The sequence below is a fragment of the Microvirga pudoricolor genome (assembly GCF_016892705.1).
Classification (GTDB): Bacteria; Pseudomonadota; Alphaproteobacteria; order Rhizobiales; family Beijerinckiaceae; genus Microvirga; species Microvirga pudoricolor.
In genome coordinates this window covers 258,687-276,687 of the sequence record NZ_JAFEMB010000004.1, presented here as the reverse complement: position 1 = coordinate 276,687, position 18,001 = coordinate 258,687, and the positions used below count along the sequence as shown (strand labels likewise).

The window sequence follows — 18,001 nt, the reverse complement described above, 5'->3', positions numbered from 1 at the left end:
CTCTTTCCCGCTCATGGAAGATAATAGAACGACAGCAACGATCATTGCAGGCTAACAGCGGCTATACCTCATCGAGCAAAGCCAGGATCTTAAGTAGGACCGCCTTAGTATCAGAAATTCTCTTCGCTTTTAAGAGGTTGTCGCGACCTGAGAGTTTTAGGACCGTCTCCAGGACATGATCAGAATACCGGCACAATATGACGAGCGACTCGGCACTTGGTCCGTTCCGACCTTCGTACCAGTTCTTGACCGCTCGCTCGTTCGCAGAAGTCGCCCGTACGATCGTTTTGATCGCACTTCGGCTATCCCCAAACTCCCGGTGCAGGGCAGCCGAAATCGCAAGAGCGAAGCCTCCTGCTCCTAGCCTCCCACCAGAACTGGATGGAATCTTCTTTCCAGATTTGGGCCGAAGAATTCGGTGTCTATTTGGAAGCGACATGCGGCTGACCTTCCCTTAAGCAAGAGTGAGCGAAAAGGACTCTCGCTGTTCGCATCGCAGGTCCATGACTCCTTTGGGGTGGGTGAACGGTGACACAGGAAGATCCGCGAACATCGGACGGCATCGAGCCCGGTGGGACGGCGCTAGTTCGCGCCGCGCAGTACGTCCGCAAGTCCACAGAGCACCAGAGGTACTCGACCGAGAACCAGGAGGAGGCAATCAGGAACTATGCGGCCAGGCATGGAATGGTCGTCGTCCGAACCTATGCGGACGAGGGTCGGAGTGGCCTTCGGCTCGACGGTCGTGAGGCACTTAAGCGCCTCATTGACGATGTCGAGGGGAGCCAGACCGACTTTAGCGTGATCCTTGTCTATGACGTCAGCCGGTGGGGCCGCTTCCAGGACGCTGACGAAAGCGCCTACCTCGAGCATCTCTGCAAGCGTGCGGGGATCGGGGTCCGGTATTGCGCAGAGCAGTTCGAGAACGACGGTAGCCTCACTGCCACCATCATCAAGAGCATGAAGCGAGCCATGGCGGGCGAGTACAGCCGGGAGCTTTCGGCGAAGGTCTTCGCAGGGCAATGCAACCTGATACGTCGCGGATTCCGGCAGGGCGGCATGGCCGGTTACGGCCTACGGCGCTGTCTCGTAGACGAGCACGGTGAGTCCAAAGGGGAGTTGCATCTCGGCCAGCACAAAAGTCTCCAAACGGACCGTGTGATCCTAGTGCCGGGACCGCCAGAGGAGATCCGGACCGTCAGGCGGATGTACCGCCTGTTTACAACCCGGCGATGCAGCGAAAAGGAGATTGCCGCAGTCTTGAACGAGGAAGGTTTGACGACCGATCTAGGACGGCCATGGAATCGACTGACCGTGCATCAGGTGCTTACGAATGAGAAGTACATTGGCAACAATGTCTTCAACCGGGTCTCGTTTAAGCTCAAGCAAAGGTATGTCCGCAACCCACCCGAGGAGTTCGTCCGAGCCGACGCAGCGTTTCAAGCCATCGTCGATCCTGAAACCTTCGAGATGGCTCACGCCATCATCGTCGAACGCAGCCGCCGGTTCTCCGACGCCGAGATGCTAGATCGGCTGGGCAAGCTGTATGAACGTACAGGATGGCTGTCGGCAATCGTGATCGACGAGCAAGAGGACATGCCGGCGAGCACCGCCTACCGTGCGAGGTTCGGGAGCCTGCTGCGCGCCTATCAACTGGTCGGGTTCTCTCCGGGGCGTGACTACCGCTACATCGAGATCAATCGCTACCTGAGGGAACTACACCCGGAGATCGTCGCCGACACGGTCGCGGCTATTAGGCAAGCTGGAGGGACAGTGGCCCAGAATGCGGAAACGGACCTCCTGACTATCAACGACGAGTTCCGCACCTCGCTCGTGATCGTACGCTGCATCGAGAGCAGCGCAACCTCGTTGCGATGGAAAGTCAGGTTCGACGCTGGCCTGCGTCCCGACATTACGATCGTCGTCCGCATGGCACCGGGCAACCAAGCCATTCTTGACTATTACCTGCTACCACGGCTCGACTTCCCCCTCGACCGCATCAGGATGGCAGAGGAGAATGGCTTCCATTTGGACGCATATCGTTTTGACACGCTGGCGCCGTTCTTTGAATTGACTGCGCGAACTAAGGTCAGGAGAGCTGCATGACCGACAGAATGTTCGATGTCCAGTCGATTCCGATCGCACTGATCGCCGTCGTCAATCCGCGTGCCCGCAACAAAAAGGTGTTCAACGAACTCGTGGCGAGCATCGGCAGTCTAGGTCTCAAAAAGCCAATCACGGTCAGAAGACGTGCGGACGGTAGCGGTTTCGATCTTGTTTGCGGTCAGGGACGGATCGAGGCCTTCGTCGCCCTCGGGCAGACCGAGATCCCCGCGGTCGTCGTGGATGTAACTCCGGATGAAGGCTTCGTCATGAGCCTCATTGAGAACTTAGCCCGACGTCAGCATTCGTCGCTTGAGCTTGTCCAGGAGATTGCCATGCTGCGGGATCGGGGATACTCAACAACAGAAATTGCGCTCAAGACGGATCTAAGCCAGGAATACGTCTACGCGATTTGCTACCTGTTCGACCACGGCGAGGAGCGAGTGCTGGCCGGTGTCGAGAAGGGTATCATCCCACCAACGATCGCACTCGAAATCGCCCGCGCCAAGGACGGCGAGGTGCAGAAGGCACTCACCGAAGCCTACGAGCAGAATTCCCTCCGCGGCAACCAGATCATGGCAATCCGGCAGATCCTTGAGCGGCGCAGCCTGGCAGGCAAGGGCCTTCAGCGACCTCCCAACGCCCGCCCCTCACCGAATAGGAAACCCACCGCGACCTCGCTCGTCCGTGCCTACCAGAAGGAAACAGAGAGGCAGAAGCTTCTCGTCAGGAAGGCGACCCTGGCGCAGAGCCGGCTCCTGTTTGTTGTCAACGCGCTCCAAAGACTCCTAGCCGACGACCATTTTGTAACGCTTCTCAGGGCAGAGGGCTTGGACTCGATGCCAAAGCCGCTAGCCGAACGTCTTGGGGTGGAGGTGGGCACATGAGGCAGGAAGTCCACACGGCTTTCGAACGGACGATCCGGATGCTACCAGCGGGATTGATTCTGCCGCAACGTCAGATTCCCGCCAGGGTCAGGGAATCTGCCAAGTACCGGCGGATCGCTGCATCGGTCGCGGAGGTCGGGATCATCGAGCCCTTAGTCGTGACACGGTTAGGCAACGACCGCGGACGCTATCTCCTACTCGACGGGCATGTTCGGCTAACGATCCTCATGGAGAGAGGAGATGCTGACGTTCGATGCCTTATCGCGGATGATGACGAGGCCTTCACCTACAATAAGCGGGTCAACCGTCTATCGACGATCCAGGAGCACTTCATGCTCAAGCGAGCGCTCGAAAGCGGCGTTCCGGAGGAACGGCTCGCCAAAGCCCTTAATGTTGACATCATGGCGATCAAGCGTCGACGTTCTATTCTGGATAGAATCTGTCCTGAAGTGATTGAACTTCTCAAGGACAAAGCTGTCAATCCTACTACCTTCGACGTGCTGCGTAAGATGAAGCCAATGCGCCAGATCGAAGTCACCGAGTTAATGTGCATAGCTGCGAATTGGGGCGTCAACTATGCCAGGGCACTTCTTGCCGCAACCCGACAAGAAGATCTTGCTAAACCCGAGACCCCGAAGAGGGTCAGAGGGCTGACTCCGGAGCAGATGGCCCGAATGGAACGAGAGATGATGTCACTCCAACAGGACTTCAAGCAGATCGAAGCTTCCTATGGGGACGATATGCTTCATCTCGTCATCGCCTCGGGATACCTGAGCAAGTTAATTGGCAATTCGGCCATAGGGGTTTACCTACTGAAACACCATGGCGAGATAGCTAACGAGTTCCGTGCGATCATAGCGGCCTCATCGTTGGATCAGTACCAGGGATCATTGGCTTGAGTTGGCATTATTTGAGAAAGGATGCTGACGCCTTCGTGCTCGACCGAACGCCAAGATCGTGAAAACTGCTTCCTGATACGAACTTGAGCCAATTTAAACTTTATTACATTGTGATGGAGTGTGTCTGGTGGAGCTGAGGGAGAAGAACCAACAACTAATTTCCCCAGGCAAACCAATATGATATGGAGTATGGCAAACCGTCTGTGTACCCACCATGTATACCAGACGAACAGCAATACACATCCTGAGAGGATGATCGCGGCTCGGTCAAATTTAGCCTGGCGTGGAGAAGTGTCGACTGGTATTGCTAAGATGGAACCCGCATCTCTCTGGGGAAGTGCGTTCTATTATCGGCGCTCTTTACGGATTCGCGCCAAGGGAACTTGGTCGCGTCACGAATGCCACCACGAAAGAATTCAAAGGTAGGGGACGGATCTAGCGCTCCCCAAAACGAGATTCCCTCAGGAAACGCGCCGACTAAGAAGGTGCGCCCTTCGAAAGGCTCCGCTAAGCCGAGGGCAGCAAAAAATAAGACAAAGCGCAACCCGAGACCTTCCGCCTCGTCGGAAGCTCCGCCCGGTTACCAGCCGCCTAGGCATGAAACCCCACCGAAAAGCCGGATCACCCCACCATCTCTCCACCGCGAACGTGTTCTTCCGCTCATCGACGTTGGTAGCCGCAAGTTCGAGGAGCTTTGCGACGACATCATCGGGATCGCCTTCCCACGCCTTGTCAGGAACTCGTTAAAGCGCGTCAGTGGTGTCGAGCAGTTTGGTGTCGACGTCGAAGGCTTCGACGACCAGGGCGATACAGCCGTCGTGATCTCGGCAAAGTGTTATGATGTGGTCAAAGCATGGGACTTTAGGCCCTGGATCCAAGACTTTCTCGACCACATCGACGATCACTGGAAGGACAAGGGGGTAAAGGATTTTGTTCTCGCGGTGACGCACGAATGTAATGACGACGACATGAACGCCAGCGCCAAAGCGCTGGTGAAGGTCCTTGCCACGAGAGGCATCCAATTTCACTTGTGGAACAAGAAGTTCATTTCGGAACTGCTCGCCAAGGATGTGAGGCTCGTTGATCGTTATTTCGGGCGGTATTGGGTCGAAGCCATCTCTGCCGCCGTCACTACATCCTCGCCGACCGTCGAAGCTGCGGCGCCGCTTGCGCCGGCACCGGACCTGATAGGTGCCGCCAGCATTCTCCAACGTGCCATAGATGAGGCTGTTGCCGCCGTCAGGATCCAACTCCAAACGGCCATGGATGCCCGCCTGGAGGAGGCGCTTAAGGACCTCCGCAGAGGCCGCTCCCAGGACTTCAGTGCTTGGCTGTCTGAAGTGCAGCAAGATCACGCCCAGTGGCACGCGCTAGATCCGAACCTCCGCGCAAAGGCGCTACGCGCCAACTCCATGCTGCATCTGCAGGCCCACCAGGTCGAGCGCGCGCGCGCCCTGCTCACCGAGGCCGACGCAATTGCCGCCGCTCCGGACGCAAGCGCGCGAGCCCTTCTCGTGCGCGCAGAAAGTGGCGTCAACGAAGCCCTCGCTCTGCTTCCCGAGCCGCGAACGGTTCGCGAGCGCGAGCTCAAGGCGGGCCTGCTCGTCGAGTCAGGGCGCGCGCCCGAAGCATTGACTGCCCTCACCTCAGTTCCCGCCGGGGAGGCAACCGCAGAGGTCCTTCGGCTACGTGCCATCGCCCGCTTCCTCAGTAACGACCCAGAGAAGGCGATACGCGACGCCATGTCTGCCGTTGAGCGTGCGCCCGACGAGGCAATTCCGCTTCTCACCCTCGGCAGCATTCGCTTGTTCGCCGCACTTGCCGACGGTGTGGAACCGCAGTTCGGGGATATGCCACAGCCGATCAACAGCGCCCTTGTAAAGCCCACGGCTACCGCACGCGGACTGCTTGACAAGGCCTTATCTAATTTCGAACATTTGCTAACGTCAGTTGAGCAGCCATTGAAATCCCAGGTTGAGATCTGGAAGCTTGCAGCCCTCCTACTGCATCCAGACCACCGCGAGGAGGCGGCAACATTCGCCCAGGTCCTCCTGCGCCGGCCGGATCCGGAGCCGCTGGCTGTCGCGTGGGCGGCAAACTTTGGCGTCCTGAGAAAAGCTGGCAGAATCAAGAAGGTACTCGGTGATGCCGTGCGACAGCGCCGAGGAACTCCAACGCACTTGGTGGTGCTAGCACTTCTAAGCGCAGGGCAATCGCATCCCGCGCGCGGCCTAGAGGTCGTGAAACGCTACGCACATCTCTACCCGCACGCGGAGGAGTTTCTACAGAGCTGGCAGGCGCAGTTCGGCGACCCCTCGGCCATGGGAGGTGACGGGTATTCCTCGGCTGTTCACCTGTCCATGCGCGAGGGCACGAACGAGCCCCTGCTCGCGCTGCTCTCCGCACCCGAGGCGCCGGTCGAGCAAGTCATTTCGGGCGCCGAATTCCTGGCGTGGCGCTCAGCATGGGCCGATCTCGACCACCTGCGTCGGAGGCTCGTCGTTATCGGCACCGAACGAGCAGTCGAGCTCGCGGCAGTCGCTGCCTTGCGAAGCGGCAGGCCGGAAGATTGCCTCATGATTTTGAAGGATTGCGCTACGGCATTCGACGAGGGACGGCTGCCAACGCGATTAGTCTATTTGCGCATCAAGGCCAACGAGATCCTCGGGGCGCATCAGCCTGTGATTGCAGATCTCCTGGCTCTGCGCAGTGAGGGCCGGGACCCACACATCAGCCACCGGCTCATGCATGCCTATCTCAGGATCGGCAAGCTTGACGAGTTCCGGGCCGAGGCGGAGACCGCTCTTAAGGCGGGCCGCCTCAATTCCGAAGAGGCACTGAGCGTCGCTTATGCGCTTCGCGCCCATGCACCGGCTACTGCGCGACGTGTCCTGCTCCATCTCTCGCAGCAGCCCATTTCCGCGGAAATTGCGGCTGGGGTCCTGTCTATCGCTGCCGAGCTTGGCGTTTCCGAGCTGCAGGATCGAATGCTCCGGTTCATCGCAACGAGCGATAGTGGGGTAGATGAGGTATTCATAAAGCTCGACAGCGTCGAAGCCGCGCTCGCTTTCATCGACGAGCGTTCTCGCGAATACCGTGAGGCTTTCGCGGAATGGCTGCGCGGGCAAGCGCCTGCTGCGCTTGCTATGCGCTCGGACCTGAAGTCCTACGGACTGCTATTCCTGGCGGAAGCGGCTCATCGCAAAAACCAAATTGGCGATCTCTTCCCGATGCTACTGCTTTCGGGGACAAGCCGTGGCCCCGCCCCGGATATCCCCGAAGGGCGGCCTCCGCTTATGATGGACCTGTCCGCCCTGCTAATCGCGACACGGCTCGACATCCTCGATGCACTGGAGGACGCCTTCGCACTGCAGGTGCCCGGCTCCGTCGCGGACGCGCTACTGGAGCTCGCGGCAACCTTTCGAAGCATCGATAGCGAGCTCGCTCGCGCGTGCCATGATGTGCTTACGCCGGGCGCCAGCGCCGTGCAGATCGTGAATTCCGTGCCCCCCGAAGCCCTTCCTATCGAGAGAACGGACGAGCCCGGCTCGCTCGATGCCGGGGTAGTGCGCTGGCTATTAGACGAAGCCTATCGTGGGGGCCACCTCGGCCGTGACCAAGTCGAACGCGCCATCAGGATGCTGGATGGTCAAAGTGCCTCGGCGGCGAGCGGCGGCACCTCTGCCGCTCTCTCCCCGTATGCGCTCGGCAACCTTGCTCGAAAAGGCATCCTAGAGCCCATCGCCCGTGCTGTACCCGTATTTCTTGCGCAGGCCGACGCCGAACGCTTTGACCGTCAGCTGGACGAGGCCGTTCATGAGTGCGCACTTCGAGAGCAAGTCTCGTCCTTGCTCGCTAAGACAGCGGATAGGCTCGCCTGCAACTCATGGCGAACAATGCCCAGGACACCGGAGGCGGATGACGAGAAAACGCTTCGGCTGCCGCCTCACTTGCGATGCGTTGTCGAGACCCTCGAGGCACAACGTCTGGCCAGGGGATTATTTTGGATCGAGGACAGGGCACTCTCGCATAACCGCCTCGACGGTGCCTTGCATCTTCTCGATGTCATCAAGCACCTGCGCGAGCGCAGTGTCATTAGCGAGGAGCGCGGCGAGCGCCTTCTCCAAAAGCTTCGCGAGGTGGGCTACGCCTTCATGCCCCTCGCACTCGACACAGTCGTACTTAAGATCGAGGCGGCGGCGGTTGACAACGGTGGCTTGATCGAGACCCCGGACTTGGCGGATCTCCGTGCTTGGTTCGCTCAGGAAGTGGGGCGCCTCGGTTACGTCGACGCCGCGGCCCAACCCGCCGAGAACGGGCCAATCGCCGGGGAAGTCCGGCGCTTTCTCGACCTGATCTCGTGCGCGCGGGATCTGCTGTCGCGCATTTGGATCAATCGCACGGCAACGCTGGAGGAAAAGCAGGCGCGGGCCAACTGGGCTTGGACCTGCCTCCGTCTGGAGCAGGCGCCAACCTTGCCAGTCTGGGGCAACTCGGACGCGAGCGGCTATCACGTCGCCCTCACGATAGCCCACACACTTGATATTCCGCTTCTGAGTAGTCTCAACTCGGACGAATTCGGAACGGAAGAATGGCGGGACTTCGTCGATTGGTTCGTGAGCAACGTGCTGAGACCGAAGGCTAAGGCCGACCCGAAGCTCGGCGATGCCGTGACTGACATCCTTGCCTCCATGCTGGACCGCCTGCTAGAGCGGACTTCCGATCTCAACAACCCAGATATGGAGCGTGCTCTTGCCGCGACGCTAGCTAAAGTCGCCGGGGAATTCCTCGACTTATTGCCGAGGGAATGGAGCGAACGGATCGAAGCGCGGCACGATCTCACGGAGCGGCTTCAACGCCGCACAACAATGATGCTGGTCCCGAGTGAAGGCGCCGAGACGCCGCTTCAGGGGATGGCACAAGCCTATGGGCTGGGGCTGGAAGAGACGGCACGCACCGGCCAGCCCGCGACGGTTCCGCTCGACCTGGGTGATGGACAAAAGGCACAGGTCGAGGTCGCTGCCGCCGGTCAGGAACCTGCTCGCGCTATCATCGTCGCCGGTGGGCGTCGCACCGCCCTAAACCTCATCACCCGGACGCTTCTCCTTCCAACGGAGGACACACGGGCGAGAGCGCTGCGTAGTTTTCAACTCCTACTCGATCCACGCGGTGTCGTTCGGGGCGAAGACCTTGATGCCGTTGCGGCCATTCCGGATGCCGAGAATCGCTTCTTGGCATTCGACGATCTCATCGCTGGCGATTTCCATCACACCGTAGTGGAACTGGGACAAAGGTTCTCGAAACGCCGCACGTTGTCGGTTCGAGATATCGAGTTGCCATCGCCCAAGGCCCTCGCGGCTTTCCTGCGGCTTGACGATCTCGAGAGCCTGTCGGCGGCTGACATCGCGAATGCGGCGTCTAAACTACGCCGGGAGCTCGACCTTGAGGAAACGGTGCGGCGAATAGCCGGTGTGCCGACCGACCTTCCCACCGATCTGTTGCGCGAGTTCGGTGTTGCGCTCCAACAGAGGGGAGAATGGTCGCCGCCGAGCGAATCGCCGCTGTTCGCGCTGGTCCGTTTATGTGCGCTTGTGTCCACAGATGCTGCCGAGGGCGCGCTTGGCGAGGCGGTTCAGAAGCTGGCGCTCGCCTTAAAATACCAGGGGGAGCTCCTCGTCGCCCTCGTCCGCCACGGCGCGCTGCAGGCTTTGCGGCGGGAAGATTGGGCCGAGTTAGAGGGCAATGCGCGCGTCGCGTTGTTGTGGGTCTATGCCGACCAAATGACGCAGGCGCTGGCAGCACCCGGCCTAGATGCATCGAGACTCGCCCGGTGGATCAAAAGCGTCTCGGTCCGAGATTTCACGGATCGGCAGGCCGAAGCGGCTACCGCCCCGTGGGTGGTCTATGTCACGACCGACCTCGACGCCGAGCTTCTGAGCACTGCGATGCTCGCGGTTGCAATCCGACATGGCGTTACGATGCGTCTCCGGGACGAAGACAAGCAGATTCTGATGGAGATTGGCCAAAAGTCGGAAGGCGCCTGGACCCCGTTTATAGATGTAGTGGGGCCGCCTCCGGTGGCGCCGCACGACTTGTGGATAGCTGCCGATCCGCTGGCGTCAATGGTAGAGGCGGGCTGGATACAGGCAGACCATCCCTTTGCGGCGCGCGAGCACACTGAACTCGCCCGGCGTCTCATTGATCAAGGCATCGATCCAGCACAGCCTTACCTGCTGCCGGCACTCCTCTCGATCGTTGACATGCGCAGAGTTAACGCTGAGTTCTTACCGACGGTCGAGGAAACGCTGGATCGGGCCGCCGGTGAAATGGCATTGGAACCAGAGCTTGGCGGGGTGCACCGCATCCTCTCGGTTCGGGCCATAGTTCTCGCTCGTCGTGACGAGATCGATACTTTCCACGCTGCACTTCGTGGGCAGGCCGCCCGTTGCTCCCGGAAGTGGCCGAATACCCGATTGCAGTTGGACCATGGGGGTCCCGCGGTCTCCGCTCTGGCGCTCCTGCTGGACACAGCATTCACTCATGCCCATAACCTACCCCGGTGCGAGGCAGATCGAATGGCTGTGTTCGCCGACGGCGTGCGCGCGATCGTCGACGCTTGGCCGAACTCATTGGTCGCCGCAATCGGAAAACTCGACGCCTTGGTGCGTCACATCAACGTCGACTTCGCAGCTGCGTTGTGGCCGGCGCTATTGGATCTGCGGGGCCGTCACAGGAGTTAGGTTTGTACCCGGTGCAAATATTAGGCGATACGGGAGATGCTGTAGGCCTCCACCGGGGGCCCCGCATAGACGAGCCTAAACCAAGCTTGTGCAACCCGCATTCGAACAAGTTAACTCTACTTGTGGTTCAGGACACGATGTACGGACGCCTTTCCGATTTCCAAACGGCGGGCGATCTCCGAAAGGCTTGTACCTCGGGAATGTAAAACCTTGATCTCATCGGCCTTGACTCGCGCGGTTGGCTTGCGCCCGCGATATTTCCCTTCGGCCTTCGTTTTCGCAATGCCTTCGCGCTGACGCTCTAGCATCATCTCACGCTCGAACTCAGCCACGCCGTCGAGGACGCTCAGCATGAGCTTACCGGTCGGGGTGTTGGTGTCGATGCCGAGATTGATGATGCGGATGCCAACGCCCCTCGCTTGGAGCTTTCGGATAATCTCCCACATGTGTGGGACGGAACGGGCGAGGCGATCGAGCTTCGTCACAACCAAGGTGTCACCTTCGCGGGTGAATCCCAGAGCCTGCTCCAGTGTATTGCGCTGGCCGACCGAACTCGCCTGTTCTTGGAACATCTTCTCGCAACCAAGAGCCCTCAATTCCCGAAGCTGCGCCTCCAGGCCAGCCTCCTGCTCTAGACTGCTCGTTCTCGCATAGCCAACCAGCATAATCTGTCACCGTTCCGTTAAGGTCTTAGAAGTTTGGAACGAACCGTTTCAAAAAACGTAAGAGAAACCCTACTGGAATGGCTTTGAATGCAGTTACTTCTTGTTCCGCTAGAGCAAGCTAATTCGGAACACTGGCGTTGAGGAATGCGTGCAAGGTTAATTCAGGAGACTGCGTTCCCTCTATGATTTCCTCCGTTAGATCCGAGGGCAAGAATGCAAGGGGAATGATCCGTGCCACATAGCGTTCATCCGTGTCGTACGCCACCGCCAACTCTCTCATCGTAGCGTAACGCTGACGGGTCAGGTCGCCCCACCATCGGTGAGCCTGGGCAAGAGCTTTCATCAAGACAGGATCCGGTTCCGGATCGAGCGTCCCCAGGCCTTCAATGATCAAACGCGTCTTCGTAGAGCGACGGCGCAGCGAGACCACACGCCTCACCGTGAACGTTTCTGACGAGTCATATCCTGCACCCCCCTGACTACGAGTGTCCAGTGCCGCAGCCCGGAGCACGGCCCGCCTGAGCTTCAATTCCACGAATTCAGGGCCAAGATTGACTTCATCCACGAGATCCAAGATGAGGCTGCGTTTCAGGATGTGGTCAGTCCCCTTGAGGTCCTGGGCGAGCTTCTGACCATGGGACAAAAGAACCTGCTGCCCCGCAATAGATGTGCTGGGCACTTGAAGGTGTTGAAGCATCCAGTCGCGATCCTCGAGAAGTTCTGCCATCAGACGGACGATGGCATCCTCGACCTCGGCCGCAGGAAGACGCAATCCTGTTTGAGTCGCGTCCCCAGACGTCTCTGTCGCCTTATGCCGGCGATGTCTCACAAGATTGGCGCTGATGTAGTATCGATAGCGCCGCCCCTGCTTGGTGGAATGAGATGCCACAAACCTCTCACCCTGCTCATCCACCAGGATCCCGGTTAGCAAGTTGGGGCTTTTGGCGTGGGCCTTCACACGATGGCGGTGATTGTTTTGAGCCAAAGTGGCCTGGACCGCCTCCCAGGTCTCGTGGGCGATGATGGGAGGATGCTGCCCTAGATAGCGCTGATCCTTGTGGCAGATTTCCCCGATATAGAGGGGATTGGACAGAACTCGATACAGATGGGCCCGCGAGAAGACTTGGCCGCCTGTCATGGCTCCCTTATGATCAACCCTGGTTTTGGTCCTCATCTTGAGCCGATCGAGCTCACATTTCAGCGCATCAACCGATTTGAGCTGCAGGTAGAGCCGGTAGATGGTGCGGATTGTCTCGGCCTCCGCTTCATTGATTTTGAGCGTGCGGCCATCCGCGTCGTAGCCAATGGGCACGAAGCCACCCATCCACAGCCCCTTCTTCTTCGAGGCTGCGATCTTGTCCCGAATACGCTCGCCCGTGACCTCGCGCTCGAACTGGGCGAAGGACAAGAGCACATTGAGGGTCAGACGTCCCATGCTGCTGGTGGTGTTGAACGCCTGGGTGACCGACACAAAAGAGGTGCCTTGTTGGTCGAACACCTCCACAATGCGGGCAAAGTCCGTCAGCGAGCGGGTCAGGCGATCGACCTTATAGACGACCACAACATCGATAAGCCCGGAGGCAATGTCAGCGAGGAGCCGCTGGAGACTAGGCCGCGCCATGCTCCCGCCGGAGAAGCCGCCATCGTCATAGGCCGTGGGGATCACCCGCCAACCCTCATGCTTCTGGCTGATGATATAGGCCTCGCAAGCCTCGCGCTGGGCATGAAGGGAGTTGAAATCTTGCTCTAGCCCTTCCTCGCTAGATTTGCGAGTATAGATGGCACATCGTACCTGACGGGCTCGATCACGCATGACGAGATTCTTGGGAAGAAGCCAACGCTTTGCTGGGTGATGACTTCGGCATACAGGACGGTTGCTCTGCGTTCTTCTGCGCCGTCTTCTTGAGACCAAAAAACACCCAGCCGTTCCAGCGCGTGCCGGTGATCAGGCGGGCGATTTCGGATAAGGAACGGTAGGACTCTCCCTTCCAGATATACCGATCACCGCTGACCATCACTTCATGGACCGTTCCCTGCCATTCCCGGATCAAGCGAGTCCCTGAGCGGATTTTCCTGTTCGGCTTTGGTGGCGGCTTTTCATGAGCCGGCACGATCTGCCTCACAAGTCGATCGAGGTGCTTCTGTGCAGCAGGTTTGAGCCCGCCATAGACCTGCTCCCGCAGAGCATGTTCGACCGCGCGCGTCATGAGCGAGCGGCGCATGAACTTTGGCAGGGCAACACCTCTGACTTCAAGGTATCGCCGCTTGAGTTCGTCTAGAGAGCGATCCTTGAGACCCGCGATCTCAGCCGCAAGCTCCTCCTCCGTCATACGGATCCGCGCCATGGTCAAAGCCCATAAGACGGAGTGCGGGGGGTCGTCTCGCCTTCTGGCTGGGGGCTGATCCGATAGATTGCCCTGCCATCCGGGCCTTTGACCTTTTCCAATACCTGGCCAGCTTGGCGAAAGCGGGTGAGAGCGGCGCGGGTCGTATGAGGAAGCCATCCTGTCGCGGTGACCAGATCAGCGAGAGAGGCACCCTCCGCGCTGCACAGGAGAGCGAGCACGAGAGACTTCTTGGAGCCAGCGCGAAGCGCCTGACCGGGCGGCACGTCTTGGATGGCCGTTTCTGTCAGCGGTCTAATGAGTGTTGCGTCCCCAGAGCGTTCTGTAGTCGTGTCATGTTCGATCCCGATGGCCATGAGGCCAGCTTCCGTGATCCGCAAGCCCATGCGCCGGCTGCCATCGTCCATGCGCCACAGCGGCTCGTCGCGGCCAACCGGCGCCTCGGCGACGAGGCCGGCAGCCAGAAGCCTCTGCGGCACCAGAGTGAGAGCTTGGCCTCTGAGCCGAGCGTTAAGGTCAAGCAGGCCGTCATCCCGCTGCGAGGCGGCCGAGAGCAACAGGGTATGGGTATCGGTGAGAGGGAAGGGTCGGGCCATGAGGCGTGTCCTGGATCGCAGACGGCACCAGCGCCGCCACGCCCGCAAGCCCCGCACACGGGGCACGCTACGCCGCTCCGATCCGCGGGACCTGTCGAGCGCTGCTATCCCGCGTCTGGCGCCAGGCGCTCCAGGAGAGCCGTCGCCGCGAGCAAGGTCCGGGCCTCATCAAGCAGGACGTCAAGGTCAAGCTCCAGGGTCATGCGCAGAGCCTCGGTCTCGGCCCCGCTCTCGGCAGAGGCGAGTGCTCCGCGGGCCACGGCCGCCGCTCGGTCGAGGCGCCGGCTCGCCGCCCGTAGACTCTCGGTTATGGTCAGGCTCACTGGCATGCGTCGTCTCCGCGTCGGTCTCGGACACCAGCAATGCGTGCCGGGCCAAAGAAGTCGAGTGGAATGCGAGCACGATCCGTGCGTTGCAGGGGCCGGTCTTGTCCTGTTTTGATCAGGCCGGGCCGTCCAGACTAGTCCTTGGGCGTGCGCATGAGCTCGTCGAGCAATTCGTGCGGGTCAAAGCCGATCACCTCGGCCAGATCGAGCAACTCGATCACATCGATGCGGCGCTGGCCGTTCTCGATGCTGGTCATGAATGGCTGATGCCGCTCCAGCTTTTTGGCCACATCAGCCTGATACAGGTTGGCCTTGGCCCGGTACGCGGCCAAGAGCTCGGCCAAACGCTGATGACGGCGGGAGCGGTGATGCGAGGGCATGACGGGCCGGGACGAAGAACCGGCTCTTGCCTATGGGCATGGGGGTTATATACAAAAAATAGATATCCATTATTCAGATATAGCTGGACTGTGGGGCGACACAGAGCGACCGGTGGTGTGTCCCCTCAACCAACCGAATACGGCCATGGACCCGATCGCCCTCTCCACCCTCTCCCCTGCCCCGCCATTGCGCTACATCAAGCTTGGGCGCCAGAACGCTTGGGCCGAGCCCTGCTTCGAGCGCGGCGAGATCCACCTTGGTCACCGTGAGGTGCCCCACGAGATCGCGCTCTCGGGCGACCGTGAGGCGATTGCGGCCTATCTCATGACCACTGGCCGCCAGCCCGCCAAGGCCCGGGACTTTGCCCGTGAGATCGTCGACTTCTACACCCTGGACGAGAGTGCGGTCTGGATCACCTTTGCCAGGGATCACCTCTGGTGGGCTCAAGCCCGCCCGGGCGTGACCTGGCTTGGCGGTGAGACCGGGGCCGGGTTCCGCATGCGTCAGACGCTTGGGCCCTGGCGCAACACGGACCTCCAAGGTCGCCCCCTACGTATTGATGGCTTGAGCACCCGGCTGACCAAGGTGGCAGCCTATCGCCAGACCCTGTGTGGGATTGAGGATCCAAACTACCTGCTGATGAAGCTCAAGGGCGAGGAGGATCCCATGGTTCTGCGTGGCCGCAAGGCTATCGACGAGCTGCAGGCGGTGGCGGGCGAGGCCATCGCGGGGCTGCATTGGGCGGACTTTGAGCGCCTGATCGACCTGATCCTGGCCCGGTCGGGCTGGCAGCGTGTGTCCGAGCTGGGCGGCACCCAGAAAGACGTCGATTTGATTGTCGAGCAGGTTGCGACCCAGGAGCGGGCGTTCGTGCAGATTAAATCGTCGGCGGGGCAGGCTGTTCTCGACGACTATCTCGCCCGCTTTGACCAGAGTGTATGCCAGCGCATGTTCTTCATCTGCCACAGCCCACGCGGCACGCTTCGATCGCCCGATCGCCCCGATGTCCATCTCTGGAACCGGGAGGCGATTGCCGAGCGGGCGATCGAAGCGGGGCTGTTCAGCTGGCTTTTGGACAAAGCAGCCTGATAGTAGCCAATCGTCTCGCCTGACAATGAGCAAGACGAATGCGAGAGCTTTTCTATATCTCCTCGCGCTCTGTGTTGAAGGCCACCATCGCTTTAAGCTTGGCTAGCACATCCCTACTGTAATCGACCTCAGATCCGGCAACAGAATTTGATGTCCTCTGCAATAGCCCAATAATGAGGTTTTGTGCGTGCCTTTTGCCAGATACTGCGTCGCGCACCAACCGGATGATTATAAGCTCCAAGTTCGTGAACTTCTTGGGATCGATACTCTCTCGACAGCGTCCGCCCAACTCCGTGAGGATAAGTTCGTCGGTCGAGATTTTCGTAAGTCGATCCTTGCGTGGTCGTCCCTTGGGATTGCCGGACCGACCGGGTGGGTACTGAGTGCGCTTGGGCGGCTTCTTGTATCCAACCTTATAGTCGCCACCTTTGGACTGAGGATCTTGCTTGTGTAACATCACGCACCTCCCTCTTGTGGAGCCCTCGGCCCGTCGGCTGAACCGAGCTTCGAGTCCTGAAGACGATCCTCGGACACCTCTTCAAAGCTCCTGCCATCCGCGGCAAGACGGGCGTGCTTACCGGTAAAAGATTCCCAGCGCCGGATCGCGACATCGACATAGATCGGATCGATTTCCACTGCCCTGGCTTTGCGACCCACGGTCTCAGCTGCTATCAAAATCGTACCGGAGCCGCAAAATGGGTCGAAGACGATGTCGCCGGTGCGAGTCACGTCGCGAATTGCATCCGCAATCATGGCCACGGGCTTGCAAGTCGGATGGGAAGCGAGCTCGTCCTCCCGGCCTGCTCGAAAGGTGTTGACGCCGGCATAATCCCAGACGTTTGTTCGATTGCGCCGATGCTTGCCGAGCTCGACATTGTTACGATGCTTTCCCTCGCGGACCTTGATGACCACGACGAGTTCGTGCTTGGAGCGGTAGAGCGAGCCCATGCCGCCATTGCTCTTGTTCCAGACGCACAGGTTGATGAGCTCCAGCCCTAAGCTTGAGGCCGCTCCCAAAAGCTCTTCGAGATGGCGCCAGTCCATGAAAACATAAGCCAAAGAGCCATCCGAGCCGACCGCCATGATCTGGCTAATAACGTCGGTTAGGAAGCCGATAAATTGGTCTTTAGACATCTCACCTGACGCCATAGCAAACTCGCGGTGCCTGACGGCCCCAAGTCCGCTCACATGCCCGTCGATGGGGACATTGTAGGGTGGGTCGGTGACCGTCATGGCGGCGCGGTCCGCCTTCATCACGGCCGCGATGGTCGCTGGATCGCGCGCATCGCCACACACGAGACGGTGCTCGCCGATGAGCCAGACGTCGCCGGGCTCGGCAACGGCAGTGGCCTCAGCCTCGGGGATCTCGTCCTCGCGGCCTGGATCCTGTGCACGTACCCTTGCTTCTGCCTTGAGGGCGTCGAACTCCGGGATCTCGAAGCCGGTAAGTTCAAGATCGAAGCCCAGATCCGTGAGCGCCGTCAGCTCCTCGAACAGCACCTCCTTGTCCCAGAACCCGCGTTCGGGGAGACGCTGGTAGGCGATGGTGAGGACGCGCTTCTGCTCGCTCGACAGGTGTGAGATGAGCACCACCGGAACCTGCGCGAGCTCTAACTGGATCGCCGCCTGAAGGAGCTCGTCTCCAAGCAGGACGTCACGATGTTCGTCGATCAGGATCGGCACGACGAAGCCGAATTCGTGAATGAGGCGGGCGTAGGTCTTGATAGTCTTGCGGTCGGACCGGCGAATGGGCCGAGACGAACGCGTGATACCGTCCGGATCGACCCACTCGAGGGAGAGAGGTATGGGTCCGGCATTAACCCGGTAGGGTGGCGAAGTGACGGGATGAGCGCTTCGCTCAAGCGAAAGCGCGGGCTCGCGATCGCCGGCAGGCCGGCCGCGACGGGGGACGCTCATGGTGAGAGGCTCCTAAGTTGACAGGTTGAGACGGCCGCAGTGCGGGAATGATAAAT

Annotated in this window: 13 protein-coding genes; 5 read left to right on the top strand and 8 right to left on the bottom strand. The window is 59.8% G+C overall.

The features are described from left to right. The first annotated feature begins 528 nt into the window (after window positions 1–528). From ILT42_RS15150 to ILT42_RS15135, 4 genes are all read left to right on the top strand, one after another. Window positions 529–2,103, top strand: coding sequence for a recombinase family protein (locus ILT42_RS15150; RefSeq protein ID WP_204216458.1), 1,575 nt, complete (start codon window positions 529–531; stop codon window positions 2,101–2,103). Then, a complete protein-coding gene (locus ILT42_RS15145; RefSeq protein WP_204216457.1) occupies window positions 2,100–2,987 on the top strand; it encodes a plasmid partitioning protein RepB C-terminal domain-containing protein in 888 nt (295 codons plus the stop codon). Before ILT42_RS15150 ends, ILT42_RS15145 begins: the two co-directional genes overlap by 4 nt. Next, window positions 2,984–3,886 (top strand): plasmid partitioning protein RepB C-terminal domain-containing protein, encoded by a 903-nt coding sequence (locus tag ILT42_RS15140; protein ID WP_204216456.1) that lies wholly within the window; start codon window positions 2,984–2,986, stop codon window positions 3,884–3,886. The genes ILT42_RS15145 and ILT42_RS15140 overlap by 4 nt, the downstream gene beginning before the upstream one ends. A 485-nt stretch (window positions 3,887–4,371) precedes the next feature. Further along, window positions 4,372–10,626 (top strand): hypothetical protein, encoded by a 6,255-nt coding sequence (locus ILT42_RS15135; RefSeq protein WP_204216455.1) that lies wholly within the window; start codon window positions 4,372–4,374, stop codon window positions 10,624–10,626. Window positions 10,627–10,742: 116 nt separating this feature from the next. Here the strand turns inward: ILT42_RS15135 and ILT42_RS15130 are convergent, their stop codons facing one another. The 6 genes from ILT42_RS15130 to ILT42_RS15105 all read right to left on the bottom strand — a co-directional run bounded on the left by ILT42_RS15130 (window position 10,743) and on the right by ILT42_RS15105 (window position 14,938). Continuing rightward, complete coding sequence (locus ILT42_RS15130; protein WP_204216454.1) at window positions 10,743–11,291, bottom strand: recombinase family protein; 549 nt, start codon at window positions 11,289–11,291, stop codon at window positions 10,743–10,745. A gap of 118 nt (window positions 11,292–11,409) precedes the next feature. Next, a complete protein-coding gene (locus tag ILT42_RS15125; RefSeq protein WP_204216453.1) occupies window positions 11,410–13,104 on the bottom strand; it encodes a recombinase family protein in 1,695 nt (564 codons plus the stop codon). Continuing rightward, window positions 13,097–13,636, bottom strand: a complete 540-nt coding sequence (locus ILT42_RS15120; protein ID WP_204216452.1) for a DUF2924 domain-containing protein — start codon at window positions 13,634–13,636, stop codon at window positions 13,097–13,099. The genes ILT42_RS15125 and ILT42_RS15120 overlap by 8 nt, the downstream gene beginning before the upstream one ends. 2 nt (window positions 13,637–13,638) lie before the next feature. Continuing rightward, window positions 13,639–14,232, bottom strand: a complete 594-nt coding sequence (locus ILT42_RS15115) for a DUF3489 domain-containing protein (protein WP_204216451.1) — start codon at window positions 14,230–14,232, stop codon at window positions 13,639–13,641. 104 nt (window positions 14,233–14,336) lie between these two features. Next, window positions 14,337–14,561, bottom strand: coding sequence for a hypothetical protein (locus ILT42_RS15110; protein WP_204216450.1), 225 nt, complete (start codon window positions 14,559–14,561; stop codon window positions 14,337–14,339). A gap of 131 nt (window positions 14,562–14,692) precedes the next feature. After that, window positions 14,693–14,938 carry a helix-turn-helix domain-containing protein gene (locus ILT42_RS15105; RefSeq protein ID WP_204216449.1) on the bottom strand — a complete coding sequence of 82 codons (246 nt, stop codon included), beginning with the start codon at window positions 14,936–14,938 and terminating at the stop codon, window positions 14,693–14,695. 145 nt (window positions 14,939–15,083) lie between these two features. On the opposite strand from ILT42_RS15105, the gene ILT42_RS15100 reads away from it, so the two are divergent. Further along, on the top strand, window positions 15,084–16,028 hold the full coding sequence (locus ILT42_RS15100) for a restriction endonuclease (protein ID WP_204216448.1): 945 nt from the start codon (window positions 15,084–15,086) through the stop codon (window positions 16,026–16,028). Window positions 16,029–16,080: 52 nt separating this feature from the next. Here ILT42_RS15100 and ILT42_RS23290 read toward each other — a convergent pair whose 3' ends face one another. Beyond that, window positions 16,081–16,485, bottom strand: coding sequence for a DUF5681 domain-containing protein (locus ILT42_RS23290; protein WP_407664581.1), 405 nt, complete (start codon window positions 16,483–16,485; stop codon window positions 16,081–16,083). Further along, entirely contained in the window at window positions 16,485–17,945 is a 1,461-nt protein-coding gene (locus ILT42_RS15095; RefSeq protein ID WP_204216447.1) for a DNA modification methylase, read from the bottom strand. The genes ILT42_RS23290 and ILT42_RS15095 overlap by 1 nt, the downstream gene beginning before the upstream one ends. Window positions 17,946–18,001: the final 56 nt, after the last annotated feature.

Bases quoted from the DNA above. Each gene is read 5' to 3' on its own strand.
- ILT42_RS15145 (WP_204216457.1), top strand. From the start codon at position 2,100: ATGACCGACAGAATGTTCGATGTCCAGTCGATTCCGATCGCACTGATC.
- ILT42_RS15140 (WP_204216456.1), top strand. From the start codon at position 2,984: ATGAGGCAGGAAGTCCACACGGCTTTCGAACGGACGATCCGGATGCTA.
- ILT42_RS15130 (WP_204216454.1), bottom strand. From the start codon at position 11,291: ATGCTGGTTGGCTATGCGAGAACGAGCAGTCTAGAGCAGGAGGCTGGC.
- ILT42_RS15125 (WP_204216453.1), bottom strand. From the start codon at position 13,104: ATGCGTGATCGAGCCCGTCAGGTACGATGTGCCATCTATACTCGCAAA.
- ILT42_RS15120 (WP_204216452.1), bottom strand. From the start codon at position 13,636: ATGGCGCGGATCCGTATGACGGAGGAGGAGCTTGCGGCTGAGATCGCG.
- ILT42_RS15115 (WP_204216451.1), bottom strand. From the start codon at position 14,232: ATGGCCCGACCCTTCCCTCTCACCGATACCCATACCCTGTTGCTCTCG.
- ILT42_RS15110 (WP_204216450.1), bottom strand. From the start codon at position 14,561: ATGCCAGTGAGCCTGACCATAACCGAGAGTCTACGGGCGGCGAGCCGG.
- ILT42_RS15105 (WP_204216449.1), bottom strand. From the start codon at position 14,938: ATGCCCTCGCATCACCGCTCCCGCCGTCATCAGCGTTTGGCCGAGCTC.
- ILT42_RS15100 (WP_204216448.1), top strand. From the start codon at position 15,084: ATGGACCCGATCGCCCTCTCCACCCTCTCCCCTGCCCCGCCATTGCGC.
- ILT42_RS23290 (WP_407664581.1), bottom strand. From the start codon at position 16,485: ATGTTACACAAGCAAGATCCTCAGTCCAAAGGTGGCGACTATAAGGTT.
- ILT42_RS15095 (WP_204216447.1), bottom strand. From the start codon at position 17,945: ATGAGCGTCCCCCGTCGCGGCCGGCCTGCCGGCGATCGCGAGCCCGCG.